Below are 20,449 nucleotides of genomic sequence, written 5' to 3'. Positions count from 1 at the left end.
GCCTCGGCGGGATGATCCCGGGAAAACGCCTCAGTAGCTGGGCAGGCTCGGGTCCACGGTCTTGACCCAGCTCAGCACCCCGCCGCCGACGTGCACGGCGTCGGAGAAGCCCGCGTTCTTGACGATCGCGAGCGCCTCGGCCGAGCGCGCGCCCGACTTGCAGTGGAGCACGATGCGCCTGTCCTGGGGCAGCTTCTCCAGGGCCGAGCCGTTGAGGAACTCGCCCTTGGGGATCAGCGTGGCGCCCGGGATGGAGACGATCTCGTACTCGTTGGGCTCACGGACGTCGACCACGTAGATGTTGTCGCCCTTGTCCATCATGGACTTGAGCTCCTGGGCCGTGATCGTGGAGCCGCTGGCGGCCTGCGCGGCCTCGTCGGAGATCGCGCCGCAGAACGCCTCGTAGTCCTCGAGCAGCTCGGTGACCGTCGGGTTCTTGCCGCACAGCACGCACTCGGGGTCCTTGCGGACCTTGACGTCCCGGTACTTCATCTCCAGGGCGTCGTAGATCATCAGGCGGCCGACCAGCGGGTCGCCGATGCCCGTCAGGAGCTTGATGGCCTCGTTGACCTGGATCGAGCCGATCGACGCGCACAGCACGCCGAGCACGCCGCCCTCGGCGCACGACGGCACCATGCCGGGAGGCGGGGGCTCGGGGTAGAGGCAGCGGTAGCAGGGCCCGTGCTCGGCCCAGAACACGCTGGCCTGGCCGTCGAAGCGGTAGATCGAACCCCAGACGTACGGCTTGCCGAGCAGCACGGCGGCGTCGTTCACCATGTAGCGGGTGGCGAAGTTGTCCGTGCCGTCGACGATGAGGTCGTAGGCGGAGAAGATCTCCATGACGTTCTCGGTGGTCAGGGTCGCGTTGTGGATCACGACCTCGACCAGCGGGTTGATCTCGCGGACCGACGCCGCGGCGCTCTCGGCCTTCAGCCTGCCCACGTCGGACTGACCGTGGATGACCTGGCGCTGCAGGTTGGACTCATCGACCACGTCGAAGTCGATGATGCCGAGGGTGCCGACACCCGCCGCCGCCAGATACAGCAGGGCCGGAGAGCCCAGGCCCCCGGCGCCCACACACAGCACCTTGGCGTTCTTCAGCCGCTTCTGCCCGGCCATCCCGACATCGGGAATGATCAGGTGGCGCGAGTAGCGGCGCACTTCATCTACGGTCAGCTCTGCGGCCGGCTCGACCAGCGGTGGCAACGACACGTTCTACGCTCCCGTTTCAGGGGGTCACATCTCTAGCTGAAACCTACTTCGCGAGTGGGGCATTCCCCAATCTCGTCTCACTGATCAGACGGCGTGCCTCGGCCGCCACCACGCGGGGCATCTCCATCATCGCCACGTGTCCCGCCGTCGGCAGCAGCACGAGCCTGACCTGCCGGAACGTACGGCCCGCCTTCGCCGCCATCGCCGGGCGCACCAGACGGTCGTGCCGGCCGTGGACGATGAGGGTCGGCGCCTCGACCCGGGCCGCCTGGCGCCACAGGTTGTCCTCACCCCTGCGGAAGTACTCGGCCACGATGCCCCTGGCCGAACCGATCATGGCCGCGCCCGCGTACGGGACGTCGTCGCGCCGGCGCAGCTCCTCGACGGCGTCGGCCAGGCGTACGGGGTGGACGGCGTTCATGTTCGCCCAGACCATGGCGAAGGAGGCGTTGATGCGCTGCTCGGCGGGGAGCAGGCGCAGCTTGCCCGCGAACCATTCGCCCACCCTGGGCACGGCGGCGGCGGCCACGCGGACCGGGCCGTACCTCGGCAGCAGGTCGGGCAGGGCGGGTGAGATCAGTGTGAGCGAGCGGACCAGGTCGGGCCGGGCCGCGGCGACCCGTACCGCGACCGCGCCGCCCAGCGAGTTGCCGAACAGGTGGGCCGGGCCGGTGTGCTCCATCAGCTCGACCACCGACCGGGCGTGGTGGGCGACCGTGTAGTCGCCGTCCTCCGGGGCCGGGGAGAAGCCCGCGCCGGGCAGGGCGCGGGCGTGGCCGGTGACGGTGTCCTTGAGCTCGTCCATGAGGTCGGTCCAGTTGGTGGCCGAGCCCGCCAGCCCGTGGACGAACACGGCCTGCTCGCGCGGGCCGTCAGGGGTGGACCGGACGTGCACCGGGCCGATCATGCGTCCTGGCCAGTGAGGGATCGGGTCCGCCGCTGTCATACGTCCTCCTTGTCGCTCGTTCCACGATAACCAGCGCGCCTGGTCGGGGTCTGCATTCCGTACAGACACAGCTTTTCTTTGACTTATCAGAGCATCGATGGACATACAGCCCTAAACACGGACGTGAGGGGGGACGTCATGCTCTTCAGCCGCATCGGCGCTGTCGGGCGCATCAGTGCTGTCGGGCGCATCGGTGCCGTCTGGCGCGTCGCCGCGGGGCTCTTGGCCGCGGCGGTGGTCGCGACCGGAGGCGGGCTCGCCGCGCCGGGCGCGGCCGCGTCGGTCCTGCGCGCCCCCGCCTGCAAGTACCGGGTGGTGCACGTCAGGACCTGGCTCAACGTACGTGCCGTGCCGCGGGGGCGGATCGTCGACAGGCTCTACCCGGGGGATCATTCGCGGGGAAGCTGCCGGAGGTTCGACGGGTGGCGCAGGTCCCACGGGACCGAGCACGGCCGCCGGGGGTACAGCTTCTCCCACTACCTGAAGAAGTTCCGCCGGCATTAGCCCCCCTCGGCAGCCCTCCCCCGGTTCGCCTCTCCGGGGCTCGGCCTGTCCGTTCCCGGGGTACGGGCTGCGCTGGGCCTCCGCCTGATGGTGGCGAGTCCGACATTTCCGACTATCGCGGCACATAGAGATCTAATGGATCTCATGCCAGCTTAAGTGTGCGGCAAAAGCTGTCCGTCACCGTTTATCGGGGTCAGCACGGGTAAGCATGAGAAGCGGATACAGTGTGCGACTTTCTCGACACTCTCCGTCAACAGAAAGATCGTCGCAGCCACTGAGAATCCATCGGGGAAGCGTAATTCCATTCCCCGAACAATCCCGACGGCAACATCGACTCGCATTTCTCATGCCTGGCGCCTCAGTGTGACTCGGCACGCTTTTCGGCGAGCCGTGAATGTACGCATGACCACTGCCTTTTCGGCACGTACGGCCATGTCGTCATTCCATGAGAAAGGCAGGGCCGGCGCTGCCGAAACCCGCTGTGATGGGCGGTCCGTCATATGTACATAATCGGACATATCATGGCATTTCATTCGATAGAGCTGTAATGCAAGCAATAAGATTGCTAATGCATAGCAAAATAGGGCCACTCCTGTTTGCTGTAGCTCTGTCTCGGAAATGACTTTTCGTGGATGGCTCATCAGCTAGTCGTTCAAGACCTGGTTCCCGGGTCTCTCGGGAACGTCGAGAACGGGGCAACCAATCCTTTAGGGGGAAACGCAATGCCCAAGCTCAAAAGTGTTATCGCAGGTCTCGCCGTCAGCACCGCGCTGACCGGCGGCGTGGTCAGCCTGGGCGCGACGACCACCGCCAACGCCAGCACCGCGAACAACCTCACCAGCCCGACGACCCTCAGCTGGGGCGACGGAGACGGCCACGGCTGGTGGCACCGTCGTCACCACCGCTGCAACAGGAACCGCCACGGCTGGGGCGGCGGCGGTGCCGACTGGGGCGGCGGCGGCTGGGGCGGCGGCGGCTGGGGTGGCGGCTGGCGCCGGCACCGCGGCGGCGGCGTCTGCGTCAAGATCTTCAACGAGAACACGAACGACAACACCGAGACGAGGACCAACAACGAGCTGCGTGAGGACCACCGCGCCCGCGAGCACTGATCGCGGGGGAATGGTGCCCGTAGTCCATGGATGGTCGCTCTTCACGGCGAAGTGAATCCGACCGGCGAGTACTGGGCTCTCAGGAAGTGACCGCACCCGGACATTGCGGGGCCGCCTGAGTTTCCTTTCTCTTCTGTCACCGCGGCAATTCCCGGTGAGGGCTCCACTGGCATTCTGCCGGTGGGGCCCTCACTGCGTTCTCCCCTGAATACGGATCCGCCCCTGACTGGGAAATCCGCCGTTGAATGCGGGATCCGCTCGATCCCCTCGTCCCAATGAGTCCGAAATGTCCGATTATGCACCATGATGCGTCATAGTGTCGGACAAGAGAGGACAATGTCCGTTTGTGGGGCATTCGGTGGGATATATCCCTAGCATGGACGTTCGCTAGCGGACATCCACGCCGCTCCAAAGAAATTCGGAAGGCTCGGATTTCGCCGGAGCGTCGAGTACGGGGCAATCAATCCTTTTAGGGGGAAACACAATGCCCAAGCTCAAAAGTGTTATCGCAGGGCTCGCCATGGGCACCGCGCTCACCGGCGGTGTGGTCAGCGTAGGCGCGGCGACCACCGCCACCGGGGCCAACGCCGCCAGCGTCACCGGCTCGGCCACCGCGGCCACCCTCGCCGGCTGCTTCCGGGAGACCCGGTGCGGCTGGGGCGGCTGGGGCCGCAACTGGGGCAACCGCTGGGGTGGCGGCTGCCACCGCCGCTGCGGCGGAGGCTGGGGCTGGGGCCGCGGCGGCGGCTGGGGCTGGGGTCGCGGCGGCGGCTGGGGCTGGCGTCGTAACAACGCCCCCCGGGTCCGCGTCGTCATCCACAACTCGAACCACAACAGCAACCACAACAACAACAACGTGCAGCGGCACGACGAGCGCGAGCACCACGACGACTAGGCGGGAGTCTCACCCCGGGGAGAGCCCGCACAGCGAGAGCTCGCCTGAGAAGTGAGACCACGCCGACACAGTGAAGTGCCCGCATCCGGCCGACCCCGCTCCCGACAGAGCGGGGATCGCCCCCCGGATGCGGGCACTCACCTTGTCTCCAGCCATTCCCGGCCCCTCCGGACGTCGTCCAGGGGCCTGCCCTACGGGATCGCCGCCCGGTCCCGAGACTGTACGGACAAGAAGGTGAAACGAGTGAGTGCCCGCATTCCCTGCCAGGAGCTCGTTCCCGACGGGAACGAGGGTCTGGTGGGATGCGGGCACTCAGTTGCGCGATCGCGCTTCGCGCCCCGGTTCAAGAGCTTCCGGTCAGCGCCAGTCACGCTCGACGTCGTCAGCGCGCACGTTCTGGCGAGCGTTCTGCGCGATCACGTCGTGGTTCCGGTTCCGGTTGACGATGATGATGCGGATCCTGGGGAGCCGGTGACGACGCCAGTTGTTGCGCCAGCCCCAGCCTCCGCCGCACCACGAGCGACGGAAGCAGCCGGACAGAGTGGTGGTGGTCGCCGCGGCGGTGACGTTGGTGGCGGCTTCGGCGCTGGTGGCCGTGGTCGCCGCACCGAGGGCGATCGCGCCGCCGCTCAGCGCCGTGCTCATGGCGAGGCCGGCGATAACACTTTTGAACTTGGGCATTGCGTTTCCTCCTAAAGGTTTGGATGCCCCGTTTCTCGACGCTTCCGGATTCCCAGGAAACGACGTGGACGGTATGGCTTGCCGTGCCTACCATCCATGACGTTGATATATCCCCTTGAATTACCAGCAAACCGCAATTGTCCACTTTTGCCGGTACACACAGATCCATATGGTGAGTCGCGTGGAAAACGCAAGTGAGGGCTCCCCGGCCGATGCCGATGGAGCCCTCACCAGAATTTCCGAAGAGACGGAGAGAATGAATCCTCCGGCGCGCTGAGCCGAATTCAGACCGTCGCCCGAGCCCGGTACCCGGCGGTCTTGTTCAGCGCGGCACCGCCTTCATGAGGATGACGGTTCCGTCCTCGTCGTCAGCGCCAGTCGTCGTCGTGGTCGTGGTGCATCGGCCGCACGTGCGCCGTGTCCGTCACCCGGTTACGGTTGAAGTTGCGGTTGTGGATGCTGACCTTCACCCTGCCCGCGCGGTTGTTGTTGTTCCGGCGCCAGCCCCAGCCGCGACCGCCCCAGCCCCAGCCGCCGCCCCAGCCGCCGCCGCAGCGGAGTCGGCGGAAGCAGCCGGCCTGGACACCGGTGGAAGTGGCGACACCGACAGTGGCGGCGTCGGCGCTGGTCGCGGTGGTCGCGCCCAGCGCGATGACACCGCCGCTCATGGCGGTGCTGACGGCGAGGCCTGCGAGAATACTCTTGAGCTTGGGCATTGCGTTTCCCCCTAAAGGATTGGTTGCCCCGTTCTCAACGCTCCCCGGTTGCCAGGGAACTGCCCTTGGACGACCTGTGATGAGCCATCCGTGAAATGTCATTTCCTGGACGCGGGCACGGCAACACAGAACCGCCGCCTTTTTGCTATGCATTAACAGCCTTATTGCTTGCATTAAACAATTATTGACTGATATGCCATGATATGTCCGAATCTATCATGATCGCCGAGAAGGGGGTTGTCGAGCACGGTTGGGCCGATCCGGGAGCCCAACCCTCCCCCTTGATCGGCCAGGAGTGTCGGTGATCAACCGATTTACACCAGGCAATTAGTGCTGCTTATTGTGATATGAAGATAATGTCCGCTTTATGGCTAATAGCCGTTATGTGACGCCAGCCTGTATACCCCCGCAGACCGCAGAAGCGCGGGGGCCATGGAGACAGCAGAGACAGGGGGCGGCCGACCAAGGGGCAGCCTCGTCAGCTTCGCCAGCCATGGCGAACCGCGGTGAACCGCGCCTTTCGCACCGCCTCTGGCCCGAGCAGGAGACTCGTTCAATCGACGAGAGCCTGAAGCAGTCCCACAGCGACTCCTGCCGCACGCCGCCGAGCCCGGCCGGCGGCGAGCGCACATACGTTCAGCCACTCCGACACGCGTGCCCACCGTCATGAGCACGATCTGCTTGACCCCACCCGCAGCCGGTCACAACGCGATCACCTGGGCCGGGATCAGCCCCAGCGCATGAGCCACAGCCTCCACGCCGACACGGATCGTGCGAGCCCGCGCCATCTGGGGGATGCCACGTCGCTTCCCGCCATCTCTCTCATGCTGGTGCTCTTCAGTGTTGCCGGACCCTGCCCGGATATCCGTTCCGTCAGAGAAGCACCTACGCCACAGCGTGATCACCGAAGGGCGGGTGATCACCACACTGGTCAGGCCCCGGCCGGCCGTGCATCGCAGGGCTCATCGCCGCCTCCATCGTCGTGAACGCCACCTCGGCCCTTGCGCCCACCGAACCGGTTCTGCTGGCCGAGCAGTTCGTCGCCGAGCCGGTGGCGACCGACTTCTTCGCCGTCGCGATCTCCCTCGCCGCCTGCACGGCCCTCGCTGGGCACCTTCATCGGCCGATGCCTCGGGACACGGGCGAACCTTCGCCGCCGTCATTGTGCTCAGCGCCTCCGCCGTCAGCGGGTTCATCGCCGTCGCCCTGGGCCTGGTGCTGCACCCGCTCTTCGGCCAATCCGCGGCGGCCTGGCGGACGAGCTGCGGGCGGTCGGCTTACGGGGGTGTCCTGCCGCTCATCGCCCTGACCGCCGTCAAAAACCTGAGCGTGATTATTCTCTTCGGCTCCTGGTGCAGCCGGCCGTCAACGTCGGCGGCTTCCAGGGGGCCGAGAAGGCGTTCACGCCCTCGCCAGGCGGTCTGCCGGCCACGTCGGCGGGCGTCATCGCGGTGGAACAGGACGTACTCGCGGTCGAACAGCGGGGGGCGTACTCGCGGTGGAATGGCGGGGGCGTGCGACGGGCGGACCGGTCGGTGGGGACCAGGGCTCGGCCACGGTGGTCTGGTTCGCCTTGGGCGTCCTGGTGTTCGCCAGTGGATGCCAGGGCCGGCCCGTGAGAAGGAGTCGGGCCGGTCAGGCGGATTTGCGGGCCTTGCGCTTGGGTGGGGCCTTCTCCTCCTCCTCCTTGGCCTCCTTAGGCTCCTTGGCCTCCTTGGAGGACTTGCCGCCGCCTGTCGCCTTCTTCGGTTTGGCCGGCTCCCCCGTACGTTCCCGCTTCGCGGCCTCGACGCTGGCGCGCAGGGCGGCCATGAGGTCCACCGCCGGCCCGGCCTCTTCCTCCTCCGGCGCCGCGATGACCTCCTTGCCCGCCACCTTCGCCTCGATCACCTGCTGCAACGCCTCGCGGTACGTGTCGTGGTACTCGCCCGGGTCGAAGTCCGACTCCATCGTGGTGATCAGCGACTCGGCCATCTTCAACTCCTGGGCCCGGACCTCGATGTCCTCCTCCAGGAAGCCGAAGTCCGGAGTACGGATCTCGTCCGGCCACAACATGGTCTCCAGGACGAACACCCCGTCCCGTACACGCAGTGTGGCCAGCGACTCCCGCTGCCGCAGCGCCACCTTGACCACCGCGACCTGCCCCGAGCTCTCCAGGGCGTTGCGCAACAACACGTACGGCTTCGCGCCCTGGGCGTCGGGCTCCAGATAGTACGACTTGGCAAAGTAAATAGGGTCGATCTGCTCAGCAGGGGCGAACTGGAGGACGTCGATCCGCCGCGACGTGCTCAGCGGCAGGTCCTCGAAGTCCTCGTCGGTGAGCACCACCATCTCGCCCGAGGCCAGTTCGTACCCTTTGGCGATGTCCGCGTACGGGACCTCCTCGCCGTCGATCGTGCACACGCGCTTGTAGCGGATCCTGCCGCCGTCGTCCCGGTGGACCTGGTGGAAGCTGACGTCCTTCTGCTCGGTGGCCGAGTACAGCTTCACCGGAATCGTGACCAGCCCGAAGGAGATCGCACCCTTCCAGATGCTGCGCATGGGCACTCCAAAGCAGTAGCGGGCTCACCATATGGGCACATACCCGTCATGGGGCAACCAATGCCATACCCGATCGAACCAATGCTGGCCGTACCTGGGGAACTACCGTCCGATCGCGACCGGTACGGCCTGGAGGTCAAATGGGACGGCATCCGGGCCCTCGTGCACTTCGACGGCGGGGTGCGGGTGACGGGACGGCACGGTGTGGAGTACACCCGGCGATATCCCGAGATCTCGGGATTCGGGATCAAGAACGCCGTCATCGACGGCGAGGTCGTGGCGCTGGACCCGCGCGGCAGGCCCAGTTTCGTACGGCTCCAGCACCGTATGCACCTGACCGACCCGGAACCGGCCCTGCTGGAGCTCTACCCCGTCACGTACATGCCCTTCGACCTGCTCTGCCTCGACGGCATGCCGCTGTTCGACCTGTCCTACCGCGACCGCCGCGCCCTCCTCGACGAACTGGACATCGGCGCGCCGCCGTACTTCCCCGGAGACTCCGACCTGCTCGGCGCCACGCGCGAGCAGGGCCTTGAGGGGGTGGTGGCCAAGCGCCTCGACTCCCCCTACCGCCCCGGCGTGCGCTCGCCGTGGTGGATCAAGGTGAAGCACCTCAGTACGAGGGACGTCGTGATCGGCGGCTGGAAACCCGGCAAGGGCCGCAGGGCGGGCGGCGTCGGCTCGCTCGTCATGGGCGTCTTCACCGGTGAAGGGCTGACGTACGTCGGCCACGTGGGAACCGGGTTCACCGACGCCATCCTGGACGACCTCCACCACATGCTGGAGCCGCTGGAGATCCCGCACAGTCCCTTCGCGAACGAGGTTCCGTGGAGGAACCGGTGGGTTAGGCCCGATCTCGTCGGGGAGGTGGCCTACACGATGTGGACCGACGAGCTGCGGCTGAGACACCCGGTGTGGCGCGGACTGCGTGCCGACAAGATCCCCGCGGAGGTGACGCTGTGAAGCCGGAGGTGACGTGGTGGAAGCGGGGGTGACGTGGTGGAAGCGGAGGTGACGTGGTGGAAGCGGAGGTGAGGTGGTGGAAGCGGAGGTGAGGTGGTGAAGAAGGTGCCGGTCAGGGTCGACGGGCGCGAGCTGACCCTCAGCAACCTGGACAAGGTGCTCTACCCGGAGATCGGCTTCACCAAGGCCGAGGTCATCGACTACTACAGCCGCGTGGCGCCCGTCCTGCTGCCGCACCTCGCGGGCCGCCCCCTGACCGTCAAGCGTTACCCCAACGGCGTCACGGGCCAGTTCTTCTTCGAGAAGAACGCGCCGGACCACACCCCCGCCTGGATCAGGAAGGTGAACCTGCCCGCCCCCGGCAGCTCCAAGAACCGCGAGAGCATCGACTTCGCCGTCATCGACGACCTGCCGACGCTCGCCTATTACGCCAACCTCGCCGCGCTGGAGCTGCACGTGCCGCAGTGGCGCGTGGACGCGGACGGCACGGCGCTGCCACCCGACACGCTCGTGTTCGACCTGGACCCGGGCGCACCGGCGACCATCGTCGAGTGCTGCCGGGTGGCGCTCATGTTGCGCGAGGTGCTGAAGGCCGAAGGGCTCACCGCCCGGCCCAAGACCAGCGGCAACAAGGGCATGCAGCTCTACGCGGACTGGGACTGCCGCGAGGAGCCGTCCGCGTACGCCAAGAGGCTGGCCCAGGTCCTGGAGAAGGAACATCCCAAGGAGATCGTCAGCGTCATGGCCAAGAAGGCCAGGCCGGGCAAGGTGTTCATCGACTGGAGCCAGAACAACCCGGCCAAGACGACCGTGGCGCCGTACTCGCTGCGGGCCAGGGAGCGGCCGACGGTCTCGACGCCGCTGTCGTGGAAGGAGGTCGAGGACTGTGAACACCCCGATGACCTGGTGTTCACCGCTCCTGACGTACTCGCCCGAGTGGAAGAACACGGCGACCTTTTCAGCCGGGCGTAGTCTGGATCCGTCCACACCAAGAGGGGGACCGAGATGTCGGAAATGGACACCCGCGGGGGCGAGAGCGTCTACGACGAGGAAGCCGAGGAGGAGGAGTTGTCACCGGAGACGCCCGAGGCCGACGCCGCCGAGCAGCATCGCGAGATGCGCCAGGACGAGGACAGGCCGCGCCGTGAGCTGCCGCTCGACGTCGATCCCGCCGACGGCGCCGAGCAGGACCGCGTCGTCGACTACGACGACGACGACTACCGCTGAGCGCGAGACCCCGGACAGACCGAGGCAGACCGAACCCTTATGACGATGACCACCGAGGTGTTGCCTACTCGCACGTAGGATGTCGGCACAGTTCGCTGAGAGACCAGCTGAGAGACCAATGGAGACCCGCGTGACCGCAACCCCGGACGCCAAGCCCCGGGGCACCCGGCTGCCCCGACTGGCCCGCCGCCGGCAACTGCTGAGCGCCGCGCAGGAAGTGTTCGTGGAAAACGGCTACCACGCGGCCGCCATGGACGAGATCGCCGATCGGGCCGGCGTCAGCAAACCGGTCCTCTACCAGCACTTCCCCGGCAAGCTTGAGCTCTACCTCGCGCTGCTCGACCTGCACGTCGACGACATGGTCAACCGGTGCCGCGAGGCCCTTGCCTCCACCCACGAGAACAAACTGCGGGTGCAGGCCACGTTCAGCGCGTTCTTCGACTTCGTCTCCACGCAGGGGGAGGCGTTCCGGCTCGTCTTCGAGTCCGACCTGCGCAACGTCGCGCCGGTGCGCCAGCGGGTGGAACGGTCGCTGCGCGAGTGCGCGGAGATGGTCAGCGCGGTCATCCAGGAGGACACCGGCTGCACCAGCGACGAGGCCCACCTGCTCGGTGTCGGCCTGGTCGGCATGGCCGAGGTGAGCGCCCGCTACTGGGTCACCACGCAGGGCTCGATCCCCAAGGACGCGGCCGAGCAGCTCATGGCGCGGCTCGCCTGGCGGGGGATCAGCGGTTTTCCGCGTACGGCATAACCCGTTCGCTGGGCGCGATCATTCACCGTGTCCGGGGCTCGAAGCGGCGACGATGGACCTGAGCGCTAGCCCAGTCGACTAGGGAGCCACGATGGAGATCAAGATCGGCGTACGCTCGGTACACCGCGAACTCATTGTCGAGACCGACCTTTCCGCCGAGCAGGTCGAAGAAGAGATCAGGAACGCGTTGTCGGTCGATCGCGGCGTGTTCGCCATCACCGACGTCAAGGGCCGCCGCGTGGTCGTGCCGGTGGCCTCGCTCGGTTTCGTCGAGATCGGCGAGGACGAAGCCAGGCCGGTCGGCTTCGGCGGCACCCTCTAGACACCCGCGGGCCACAACGGGGGTACGGCCCACAACCAGCCGTACCCTCACGAGCCCCACAGCCCCCAACCGCCCCACCCGTCACGCACGGCGAGCGGCACCGCAAGCGTGCCCCGGCGACGTCCAGGGCCAACGGGGCTCCGGCTTGGTGAACGTCGATGGCGTACCTGCCCACGTGGCCGTCTAGATGCCGAGCGCGGCCATCCGCTTGTTGTGCGCCTCCGTCAGGGTCGCGAAAAGTCGCGAGATGTCCGAGGTCTCCCCGCCCGCCGGCGCCGACTCCACCAGCAACATCGCCAGCTCCGGCCGCGCCGCCGCCACCTGCTGCCCCTGGCTCAGCGCCTCGCCGACGAGCCGTCGCGCCCACAACGCCAGCCGCCCGCCCGCCGTCGGATCGGCCTCGATCCCGGCCCTGACGCGCTCGACCGCGAACCGCGACCGTGCCTCGTCCACCAGCACCTCGTCCACCAGCTTGCCGATCGACGGTTCCAGGTGCCGGGCGGCCTCCCGGTAGAAGTCGAGCGCGATCCCGTCCCCCACGTACGTCTTGACCAGGGCCTGGAGCCAGTCGGCCGGCCTGGTCTGGGCGTGCCAGGCGTCCAGGGCCGCCACGAATCGCGCCATGGCCTCCCCCGGGTCGGCCCCCAGTTCGGCCAGGCGGTCGCGCAGCAGGCGGAAATGGGCGTACTCGGCCACGGCCAGCTCGCTGAGCGCGGCCCGGTCGGCGAGCGAGGGCGCCAATGTGGTGGCGTCCTCGGTCATCCGGGCGTAGGCGCTGAGTTCCGCGTAAGCTAGAACAGCGAGCAGGTCGACGACTCCAGGAGACTCCTTCATGGGGGCAGCGTACTTCGCGAAATCTTCGGGAACATAAGCGAGCTCGGCCTGCGTTGTGGTATCGAGTACACTGCTCTGTGAAAGTGCGACCGCACTGTGTTAGTTCGGGGGATTCCCCCGATAACCCCCGATTCCCCGGGTGCGCGGTCGCGATGACGCGAGAGGGCTGGCTCTACCGCGAGGACCCACGTAACGGGGGCTGTTTTCCGCCCGTCGGTCCCGGCAGGCCCGCCTTCATTTGAGACTGAGGCAGGCCACGCTGACGACTTTCCGAGACCTCGGAGTCACACCAGAGATCGCCGATGCCCTCGAGACCGAGGGTATCGTCACACCGTTCCCCATCCAGGAGATGGCGCTCCCGCTCGCCCTGAGCGGCCAGGACCTCATCGGCCAGGCGCGCACGGGCACGGGCAAGACCTACGCGTTCGGCATCGCGATGCTCCAGAGCATCGGCAAGCCGCGCAAGAACCGCAAGAAGCCCCGCGGGCTGGTCGTCGTGCCGACCCGTGAGCTGGCCGTACAGGTCAGTGAAGACCTGGTCACCGCGGCCGGCAAGCTCGGCTCCCGAGTCCTGACCGTCTACGGCGGCCGGGCGTACGAGCCGCAGATCGAGGCGCTCAAGGCCGGGGTCGACGTCATCGTCGGCACCCCCGGCCGTCTGCTCGACCTGGTCAAGCAGAAGCACCTCGACCTCAGCCAGGTCACGTCCCTCGTGCTCGACGAGGCCGACCGGATGATGGACCTGGGCTTCCTGCCCGACATCGAGCGGATCTTCAAGCTGATCCCCGCGGAACGGCAGACGATGTTGTTCTCGGCCACCATGCCGGGCGAGATCGTCGCGCTGTCCCGCAAATACCTCAACCGTCCCACCCACGTGCGCGCCGAGATGGAGAGCGGCGAGGGTGAGGCCACCCCGCAGGTGCGGCAGATCGTCTGGCGCGCCCACCGGATGGACAAGATCGAGATCGTCGCCCGGCTGCTCCAGGCCGAGGGCCGCGGGCTCACCATGGTCTTCTGCGAGACCAAGCGGGCCTGCGACATGGTCGCCGAACAGCTGGACACACGCGGCTTCGCGGTCGCGGCCGTCCACGGCGACCTCGGCCAGGGCCAGCGCGAGCAGGCTCTGCGCGCCTTCCGCAACGGCAAGATCGACGTCCTGGTGGCCACCGACGTGGCGGCCCGGGGCATCGACATCGACGACGTCACCCACGTGGTCAACTACGACTGCCCCACGGACGACAAGACGTACGTGCACCGCATCGGCCGTACCGGCCGGGCCGGGCGCACGGGCATCGCGGTCACCTTCGTGGAGTGGGAGGAGCTGACCCGCTGGAAGATGATCAACCAGATGCTCGGGCTCGACTTCGCCGAGCCCGAGGAGACCTACTCCACCTCGCCGCACGTCTACACCGAGCTGAACATCCCCGAGGGCACCAAGGGCGTCCTGCCGCACGCGAGCCGTTCGCGTGCAGGGCTGTCCGCGGAGCGCATCGAGGACCTCGGTGAGACCGGCCGGGCCAGGAACCGTGGCGGCAACCGCCGCCGCGAGGAGCGCGAAGAGCGCCCGGCCCGCGCCCCGCGCCAGCGTCGCCGCACCCGCGGCGGCAGGGAACTGGCCGAAACCGCACCCGCCGAGACGCCGGAGGTCGAGCTCGTGGCCGCCAAGACGGAGGAGACTCCCGCCATCTTCACGCCCGACGAGATCCAGCCCGTGGCCGCCGAGCCGAAGCGCACGCGCGTCCGCGGCAGGGGGGCCGCTTCGTCGGCCATCGAGCAGGCGCTGGCCGAGACACCGGAGGCCCCGGTGAAGCGGACCCGCACCCGCAAGGCCGACCAGTCGCAGGCCCCGGAGACGCGCTCCCGCGAGGAGGCCGCCGAGGCGCCGGCGAGGAGCCGCGCGACCGAGGCCCCGCCCGCGGAGCCGGTGAGGACCCGCGTGGCCGAGGCCGCGCCGGTGGAGCCGGTCGTGGAGCGCGTGCCGGAGCCGAGCTTCCTGGCCACGCCCCCGCCGCCGGTCCACCAGGAGCCGGAGCGGATCATCCCGCCGAGCCCGTTCGCGGTGATCTTCCAGTCACCCGACCTGGCCTCGGACGACGATGACATCGCGCCGTCCGCGGCGACCGAGCGCAAGCAGCAGCGCCGCCAGGCCCGTGGTGGCGGCGGCGGCAACCGCCGCCGCGCGGGCTAGCACCAGCGGCAGGAAAGGCGCGCACCCCACCTGGGGTGCGCGCCTTTCCGTCTGTACGGCGAACTTTCCCGTCTGTACGGCGGTCTATCCCGGTGTCAGGCGCATGATCGGGCGGGTCGGCGACCTGCGAGCGACCTCCGTGAAGCCCGCGTCCTCGAAGAGCGAGCGCCAGCCGTGGTAGAGCTCGGACGCCTGGAGCCTCCTGCCGGAGTCCGACGGGTACCCCTCGACGACCCGCGCCCCCCGCGCCACCGCGTACGAGACCGCGCCCGCGAGCAGCGCCCCGGCGACCCCCTGGCCGCGTCCGCCGCGGGCCATGTAGAAGCAGGTCACCGACCACACGCCGGTCTCCCCGGGATCGGCGGGCCTGGTGACGGACGAGCGGACGAGCCGTACGTGCTCCTCACGCGGCCCCACGGCGCACCACCCGACAGGTGCCCCGTCCAGGTACGCCAGGACCCCAGGGGCCGTCTCAGGGCCGTCCACGAGCCCCTGGAGGCGGTCACGACGCTCACCGGACTCCATGGAACGGAACTCCGCCCCCGTCGTTCTGAACCACATGCACCAACAGCCGGAACAGGCCCCATTGGTCCCGAAGACGGTGAGCACGTCCGCCCACGAGGTCGCCGGCCGGACATCGAGATCACGCATAGCTCACAACTCCCCAGAACTCGCACCAGCGTAGTGGGTTTGCCGGTGTCGAGGCGCTGACCTCTGGGTATTGTTGCCCCACGTGAGTACGCCGCGATTCCTCGACCTGCCACCCGGCGTGACGCCGCAGAAGCTCGAAACGCCCCAGGGTGCGTTCGCGGCTCTGGAGGCGCTTCCGGTCAGCGGAGTGGTCGAGCGCTGGCCCGCCCTCCTGGTCCCCGGCCTGACCGGCAGCAAGGAGGACTTCATCGCGGTCCTGATGACCCTGGCCCAGTCCGGCCGCCGGGTGGTGGCCGTCGACCTGCGCGGCCAGTACGAGACCCCGGGCCCCGACGACCCCGCCGCCTACACGTGCGCGGCCCTCGGGGCCGACGTCGACCTGCTCGCCCAGGCCAGGGGCGGCGGCGACCCCGTCCACCTGGTGGGCCATTCGTTCGGCGGCCTGGTCGCGCGCGAGGCCGTGATCGACGGGCGCACGCGGTTCGCCTCGTTCACGCTGATGAGCTCCGGCCCCGCGGGCGTCGAGGGCCGGCGGGCGCGCAACGGCCGGCAGATCATGGAGGAGATCCCCACGCTGGGTCTCGAACACCTCTGGCACCACCGGATGGAGCCCGACGCGCTGGCCGCCGACGTCTCCGACGAGATCCTGGCGTTCCTGCGCAAGCGGCTGCTGACCAACTCCCCCACCGGCCTGGCCTGCATGGCCGAGCAGGTGCTGAGCATGTACGACCGCACCGACGAGCTGCGCCAGATCGAGGTCCCCACCCTGGTCCTCTACGGCGAGCACGACGACGGCTGGTCGCCCGAGACACAGTCGGAGACGGCCGCACGGCTCGGCGCGGAGTGCGTGGTCGTGCCCGGCGCGGTCCATTCGCCCGCCGTGGAGGCGCCGGAGACGACGGCCGCGGCGCTGGTCAGGTTCTGGAACGCGGCCGAGAAGCACTATTTGGACACAAGGTCCAATGCCATGTAATCATCTACTTACTATGACGGACGAAATCGTCGTCCAGGCGCCGCGGAGCGCGACCTGGCAGGTGCATCTCGACCGCTCGATGTGGGTGGGCGGCGTACGCGGCCTCATGCTCCAGGCGTTGCACCCCCTGGCCATGCTCGGCGTCTGGCAGAACTCCACGTTCCAGGACGACCCGTTCGGCCGTCTGCGCCGCACGGCCGACTTCGTGGGCCGGGTGACGTTCGGCAGCCCGGCGGAGGCCGACGAGATCGGCAGGCGGGTGCGCGGCATCCACAAGGCGTTGCGCATCACCGATCCGAGCACCGGCCGCACGCACCGGGTGGACGACCCCGAGCTGCTGCTGTGGGTCCACTGCGCGGAGGTGTCGTCGTACCTGGAGGTGGCCAGGCGCGGCGGGCTCGGGCTGAACGAGCGGCAGGCCGACCGCTACCTGCGCGAGCAGCGCAGGAGCGCCGCGTACGTCGGCCTGCACCCCGAGGACGTCCCCGGCTCGTGCGCCGAGATGGACGCCTACTTCAAGCAGGCCAGGCCCGCCCTGCGGGTGACCGAGGAGGCCGCGGCGACGGTGCGGTTCCTGCTGTGGCCCCGGCTGCCGTACGAGCTGCGCAGGTTGTCGCCGGGCAAACCGGCCTACTTCCCGTTCGGCGCGCTCTGCTACTACACGCTCCCCGAGTGGGCCAGGCGCATGTACGGCGTACTCCCAGAGGTGCCCGCGGCGACGGTGACCGCGGCGCTGAAGGCGTTCAGGCTGGGCATGAACACGCTGCCCGAGCCGGTGCACGACCGGGCGTTCATGCCGTCCACGCGGGCGATGCTGGCCAGCGCGCGGGCCCGGCTCGGCGCGGCCGGCTACGACGTGAGCAAGGGGCTCAAGGGCCTGACCGATCCCCGTCGCTGGCCGGCGGCTCCGGCTGCCTGACCAGCGGGGCGGGGCGGGTCAGTCGGCGAGGCCGTCCCAGGGGTTGCGTTCGGTGCCGGCCGCCTGGCCCTCGGGACAGTGGCGGCGGAAGTCGCACCACGAGCAGATCGGCCCCGGGCTGGGGGCGAACACCGCGTCGAGCTCGGCGGGCACCTCGGCCGGGCCGACCGTGGGCCGCTCCCCCGCGCCCGGCCGCCGGCCGGAGGACGAGGCGGACCGCTTGGACGAGGCAGGGGCGCCCATCGTGTCGCGGTAACGTTCGTCGGCCGTGGCGGCCTCGACCGCGATCTCCTCGGCACGGGTCAGGTGGCGGCCCAGGGACTCGTCCGTGTGGCGCCACTCGACGATCTCGCCGGTCGGCAGGTGGTGCAGCTCGACCGCGCGGCACGGCGTACGCATCATCGTCGAGGCCGCGATCGCGTACGTGGCCAGGGCGAGGGAGGCGCGGGCGTCGTCCTGGGTGAGCGGGCGGCGGCCGGTCTTGTAGTCGACCACGACCAGCTCGTCGCCGCGCCGGTCGAGCCGGTCGATGCGCCCGGACAACGCGATCACCTTGGTACGCGTGGCGACCGTGCGCTCGACGCCGACCGGATCGTCGGCGGGATCCAGGGTCGAGACGTATCCGGACACGAGGTCGCGGGCACGCCCCAGCCACTCGGCCGACTGCGCGGCGTCCCTGAAGCCCTCGGTGATCCACCCGTTCGTGAGCAGGAGGGCAGCCGTCAGCGGCGTGCGCCGCTCGTACGGCTCCCGCCACCACCCGGCCAGCGCGTTGTGCACGCTGGCCCCGACGCTGTTGTGCGCCCAGGCGGGCCCCTTGGAGGGCTGCGGCCGGTCCAGGTAGGTGAACCGGTAGCGGCGGCGGCAGTCGAGCCAGGTGTTCAACCGCGACGGCGTGCACGCGTAGAGCCGCCGCGGCATCCCGTCCAGCGGAAGCTGGTCGTACACCTACTCGTCGCCGGGGCCGAGCTTGATGCCCGAGATCTTGGTGCCGTCGGTCAGCGGACCCTGGTCGGCGTCGCCACCGGCGGCGGGGTCGCGGGTCAGCGAGCCCGACACCCAGTCGTCGAAGTGGGGCTCAAGGTCGCCGACGGTGACCTCGTCGCCGTGGTTGGCCAGCACCCGCGTGTCGGCCGGCAGCGTGAACAGCCGGCCGCCGATCGAGGTGAGCTGGTCGGCCAGCGCCGGGTACTCGCCGCCGAGCTTGCCGGGGCCGTCGGCCTGAAGGGCCTTGCCGGTGAAGACCGCCCCGAGCGCCTCGCAGTAGAGCGAGACCCCGCCGGGGCTGACCCCGGGCGTCTCCATGACGTCGAGCTGGACGTCGGCGACGCCGAAGACGCCGTCGTCCTCCATGTCGATGTCGGGCCAGGTCTCCCGCCAGGTCTCCCGCCACAGCGGCTTGTCCTTGGGGTGCAGGGCGACGATCGCCTCGTCCCTGCTGGCCACCTCGATGGCGGCGCCGACGTGGTCGGGCAGGCCGGCGGTGCAGATGACGGCCAGCACCTCCCGCTCGCCGACCTGTTCGAGGATCTTCTCGGCGTCCCGCGCCGCGTCGATGACGATCACTTCGTCGTCGTCACCGACGATCCAGGTGTTGTTCTCGACCTTGTGCTCGGTGCCGTCGATGTCGACGACGCCCTCGGTCACCACTCGCTCGATACGCGCTGTCACGCTTCCGAACTTTAGCCCGTCTGCATGAGAGCGCGAATCGCGTTGATGATGAGTTGCACCGCGAGGGCGGAGAGCAGCAGTCCGGCGATCCTCGTGACCAGCTCCACGCCGTTCTCCTTGATGACGCGGATGATGGACACCGAGAAGCGCATGAACAGCCACAGCAGGATGTGCACGGCCGCGATGGCCAGCATCAGCGCCGCCAGCCCGTCGGCGCGTCCCTCGGCCTGCTGGGCGAAGACGATGGTCGCCACGATCGCGCCGGGCCCGGCCAGCAGCGGCGTGCCGAGCGGGACGAGGGCGACGTTGACGTTCGAGCGTACGGTGTCGGCGCGCGGCTCGGCCGCGCCGCGCAGCAGCTCCAGGGCCACCAGCAGGAGCAGCAGCCCGCCCGCGATCTGCATGGCGGGCACCTCGACGTGCAGGTACGACAGGATGGCCCGCCCGAACACGGCGAACACCACCACCAGGCAGAACGCCGTCACCGCGGCCTGCCAGGCGATGCGCCTGCGCTCGGCGGTCGTGCGGCCGAAGGTGTAGGCGAGGAAGAGCGGGATGACGCCGGGCGGATCCATGATCACGAACATCGTCACGAACGCCTCGACGAAGAACCTGACCCCCGACACCGCTCCCCCAACCGGCCGCCCGGGGGAGGCGAACCTGTGTGCTCAGTCTTCCAACAGCGGCGAGAACCCGCCGAACGGCACCTCGAAGTCGCGGTCACGGGCGTCCTGGAGGGACAGCTCGGCCATCGCGATCATGCAGCCGGCCTCGGCGGGCCAGGCGATGGTCCACAACCAGTTGCCGAGCGCCTCGCCGGCGTAGACGGCCCGGTCGTCGATCCCGGCCAGGCACCACAGCGCCGTGGGATGCCCCAGCACCTCGATCTTCGCGTTCGGCGGCCCGGAGTCGAACCCCTCGCCCGGGTCGGGCCCGTCGAGCCCGGCGAACGTCGCCCCGAGCCCCACGCCCGGTTCCTCGGAGATGACCAGCAGGTCGGCCGGCCCCTCGATCGGCGAGGGCCCGCTGAGCGCGACGACGCTGGCCCGCGAGCCGGTACGTTCGTCCCCGGCCTCGCCGAACCCGGTCACCGTCCAGCCGGGCGGCAATGGCCACGGCAGCCACACGGGCACCACCGAGCGCTTCCGCATGGCCTCCAGTGACTCGCCCGTGGGCGGTCTCGGAGGCTGGTACGGCAGGACGTCGCCGTGCGTATCGCAATGAAACGCACTCGACACGGCGCTCGACCCGTGAAGCGGGCCGAAGCACCTTGGGCAGGTAGGAGCCGCTCTCACAGCTACCCACGGTGCTTCCTCCGGCACGGTCGCGTCAAGACCGGTATCCGT

At 68.8% G+C, this 20,449-nt stretch carries 22 protein-coding genes; 11 read left to right on the top strand and 11 right to left on the bottom strand.

Going from position 1 to position 20,449, the window contains the following annotated elements; genetic code table 11:
- Positions 1-30 precede the first annotated feature (30 nt).
- A complete protein-coding gene (gene moeZ, locus DMB42_RS21865; protein WP_125636810.1) occupies positions 31-1,212 on the bottom strand; it encodes an adenylyltransferase/sulfurtransferase MoeZ in 1,182 nt (393 codons plus the stop codon).
- Positions 1,213-1,255: 43 nt separating this feature from the next.
- Entirely contained in the window at positions 1,256-2,158 is a 903-nt protein-coding gene (locus DMB42_RS21860; protein ID WP_125636809.1) for an alpha/beta fold hydrolase, read from the bottom strand.
- Between the two features lie 138 nt (positions 2,159-2,296).
- Here DMB42_RS21860 and DMB42_RS21855 point away from each other — a divergent pair, with 138 nt between their 5' ends.
- The 3 genes from DMB42_RS21855 to DMB42_RS53340 all read left to right on the top strand — a co-directional run bounded on the left by DMB42_RS21855 (position 2,297) and on the right by DMB42_RS53340 (position 4,666).
- Positions 2,297-2,662, top strand: coding sequence for a hypothetical protein (locus DMB42_RS21855; RefSeq protein WP_125636808.1), 366 nt, complete (start codon positions 2,297-2,299; stop codon positions 2,660-2,662).
- A 722-nt stretch (positions 2,663-3,384) separates the two neighbouring features.
- Complete coding sequence (locus tag DMB42_RS21850) at positions 3,385-3,771, top strand: hypothetical protein (RefSeq protein WP_125636807.1); 387 nt, start codon at positions 3,385-3,387, stop codon at positions 3,769-3,771.
- 484 nt (positions 3,772-4,255) lie between these two features.
- Entirely contained in the window at positions 4,256-4,666 is a 411-nt protein-coding gene (locus DMB42_RS53340) for a hypothetical protein (RefSeq protein WP_185844793.1), read from the top strand.
- Between the two features lie 357 nt (positions 4,667-5,023).
- Here the strand turns inward: DMB42_RS53340 and DMB42_RS21840 are convergent, their stop codons facing one another.
- The 3 genes from DMB42_RS21840 to DMB42_RS21830 all read right to left on the bottom strand — a co-directional run bounded on the left by DMB42_RS21840 (position 5,024) and on the right by DMB42_RS21830 (position 8,604).
- Positions 5,024-5,347, bottom strand: a complete 324-nt coding sequence (locus DMB42_RS21840) for a hypothetical protein (protein WP_125636806.1) — start codon at positions 5,345-5,347, stop codon at positions 5,024-5,026.
- A 368-nt stretch (positions 5,348-5,715) separates the two neighbouring features.
- On the bottom strand, positions 5,716-6,063 hold the full coding sequence (locus tag DMB42_RS53335) for a hypothetical protein (RefSeq protein WP_185844792.1): 348 nt from the start codon (positions 6,061-6,063) through the stop codon (positions 5,716-5,718).
- Positions 6,064-7,698: 1,635 nt separating this feature from the next.
- On the bottom strand, positions 7,699-8,604 hold the full coding sequence (locus tag DMB42_RS21830; RefSeq protein WP_125636805.1) for a Ku protein: 906 nt from the start codon (positions 8,602-8,604) through the stop codon (positions 7,699-7,701).
- Positions 8,605-8,664: 60 nt separating this feature from the next.
- Between DMB42_RS21830 and ligD (DMB42_RS21825) the strand changes: the two genes are divergently transcribed.
- The 5 genes from ligD (DMB42_RS21825) (at position 8,665) to DMB42_RS21805 (ending at position 11,867) form a co-directional block, all read left to right on the top strand.
- Positions 8,665-9,567: a non-homologous end-joining DNA ligase gene (gene ligD / locus DMB42_RS21825; protein WP_260477841.1), complete on the top strand. Its 903-nt coding sequence runs from the start codon at positions 8,665-8,667 to the stop codon at positions 9,565-9,567.
- Between the two features lie 96 nt (positions 9,568-9,663).
- A complete protein-coding gene (gene ligD / locus DMB42_RS21820; RefSeq protein WP_260477840.1) occupies positions 9,664-10,539 on the top strand; it encodes a non-homologous end-joining DNA ligase in 876 nt (291 codons plus the stop codon).
- Positions 10,540-10,581: 42 nt separating this feature from the next.
- Positions 10,582-10,794, top strand: coding sequence for a hypothetical protein (locus DMB42_RS21815; protein ID WP_125636802.1), 213 nt, complete (start codon positions 10,582-10,584; stop codon positions 10,792-10,794).
- Between the two features lie 130 nt (positions 10,795-10,924).
- Complete coding sequence (locus tag DMB42_RS21810; RefSeq protein WP_221762272.1) at positions 10,925-11,545, top strand: TetR/AcrR family transcriptional regulator; 621 nt, start codon at positions 10,925-10,927, stop codon at positions 11,543-11,545.
- 91 nt (positions 11,546-11,636) lie between these two features.
- Entirely contained in the window at positions 11,637-11,867 is a 231-nt protein-coding gene (locus tag DMB42_RS21805; RefSeq protein ID WP_125636800.1) for a DUF3107 domain-containing protein, read from the top strand.
- Between the two features lie 183 nt (positions 11,868-12,050).
- On the opposite strand, the gene DMB42_RS21800 is transcribed toward DMB42_RS21805, so the two are convergent.
- Positions 12,051-12,701 (bottom strand): ferritin-like fold-containing protein, encoded by a 651-nt coding sequence (locus tag DMB42_RS21800; RefSeq protein ID WP_125636799.1) that lies wholly within the window; start codon positions 12,699-12,701, stop codon positions 12,051-12,053.
- A 349-nt stretch (positions 12,702-13,050) separates the two neighbouring features.
- Here DMB42_RS21800 and DMB42_RS21795 point away from each other — a divergent pair, with 349 nt between their 5' ends.
- Positions 13,051-14,889, top strand: a complete 1,839-nt coding sequence (locus tag DMB42_RS21795; RefSeq protein WP_125636798.1) for a DEAD/DEAH box helicase — start codon at positions 13,051-13,053, stop codon at positions 14,887-14,889.
- Positions 14,890-14,973: 84 nt separating this feature from the next.
- Here DMB42_RS21795 and DMB42_RS21790 read toward each other — a convergent pair whose 3' ends face one another.
- Complete coding sequence (locus tag DMB42_RS21790) at positions 14,974-15,414, bottom strand: GNAT family N-acetyltransferase (RefSeq protein WP_185844791.1); 441 nt, start codon at positions 15,412-15,414, stop codon at positions 14,974-14,976.
- 208 nt (positions 15,415-15,622) lie between these two features.
- Here DMB42_RS21790 and DMB42_RS21785 point away from each other — a divergent pair, with 208 nt between their 5' ends.
- Both DMB42_RS21785 and DMB42_RS21780 read left to right on the top strand, forming a co-directional pair.
- A complete protein-coding gene (locus DMB42_RS21785) occupies positions 15,623-16,513 on the top strand; it encodes an alpha/beta fold hydrolase (protein WP_125636796.1) in 891 nt (296 codons plus the stop codon).
- Between the two features lie 13 nt (positions 16,514-16,526).
- A complete protein-coding gene (locus DMB42_RS21780; protein ID WP_260477839.1) occupies positions 16,527-17,432 on the top strand; it encodes an oxygenase MpaB family protein in 906 nt (301 codons plus the stop codon).
- Between the two features lie 18 nt (positions 17,433-17,450).
- Here DMB42_RS21780 and DMB42_RS21775 read toward each other — a convergent pair whose 3' ends face one another.
- The 4 genes from DMB42_RS21775 to DMB42_RS21760 are packed head-to-tail and all read right to left on the bottom strand — an operon-like array spanning position 17,451 to position 20,398.
- Complete coding sequence (locus DMB42_RS21775) at positions 17,451-18,353, bottom strand: PD-(D/E)XK nuclease family protein (protein ID WP_125636892.1); 903 nt, start codon at positions 18,351-18,353, stop codon at positions 17,451-17,453.
- Between the two features lie 27 nt (positions 18,354-18,380).
- Positions 18,381-19,103: an MBL fold metallo-hydrolase gene (locus DMB42_RS21770; protein ID WP_185844790.1), complete on the bottom strand. Its 723-nt coding sequence runs from the start codon at positions 19,101-19,103 to the stop codon at positions 18,381-18,383.
- Between the two features lie 11 nt (positions 19,104-19,114).
- Positions 19,115-19,729, bottom strand: a complete 615-nt coding sequence (locus tag DMB42_RS21765) for a MarC family protein (RefSeq protein ID WP_125636794.1) — start codon at positions 19,727-19,729, stop codon at positions 19,115-19,117.
- 42 nt (positions 19,730-19,771) lie between these two features.
- Positions 19,772-20,398 (bottom strand): DUF6758 family protein, encoded by a 627-nt coding sequence (locus DMB42_RS21760; protein ID WP_125636793.1) that lies wholly within the window; start codon positions 20,396-20,398, stop codon positions 19,772-19,774.
- Positions 20,399-20,449: the final 51 nt, after the last annotated feature.

The sequence above is a fragment of the Nonomuraea sp. WAC 01424 genome (genome assembly GCF_003947315.1).
GTDB classification, from domain to species: Bacteria; Actinomycetota; Actinomycetes; order Streptosporangiales; family Streptosporangiaceae; genus Nonomuraea; species Nonomuraea spiralis.
This window is presented reverse-complemented; position numbering and strand designations above follow the sequence as displayed.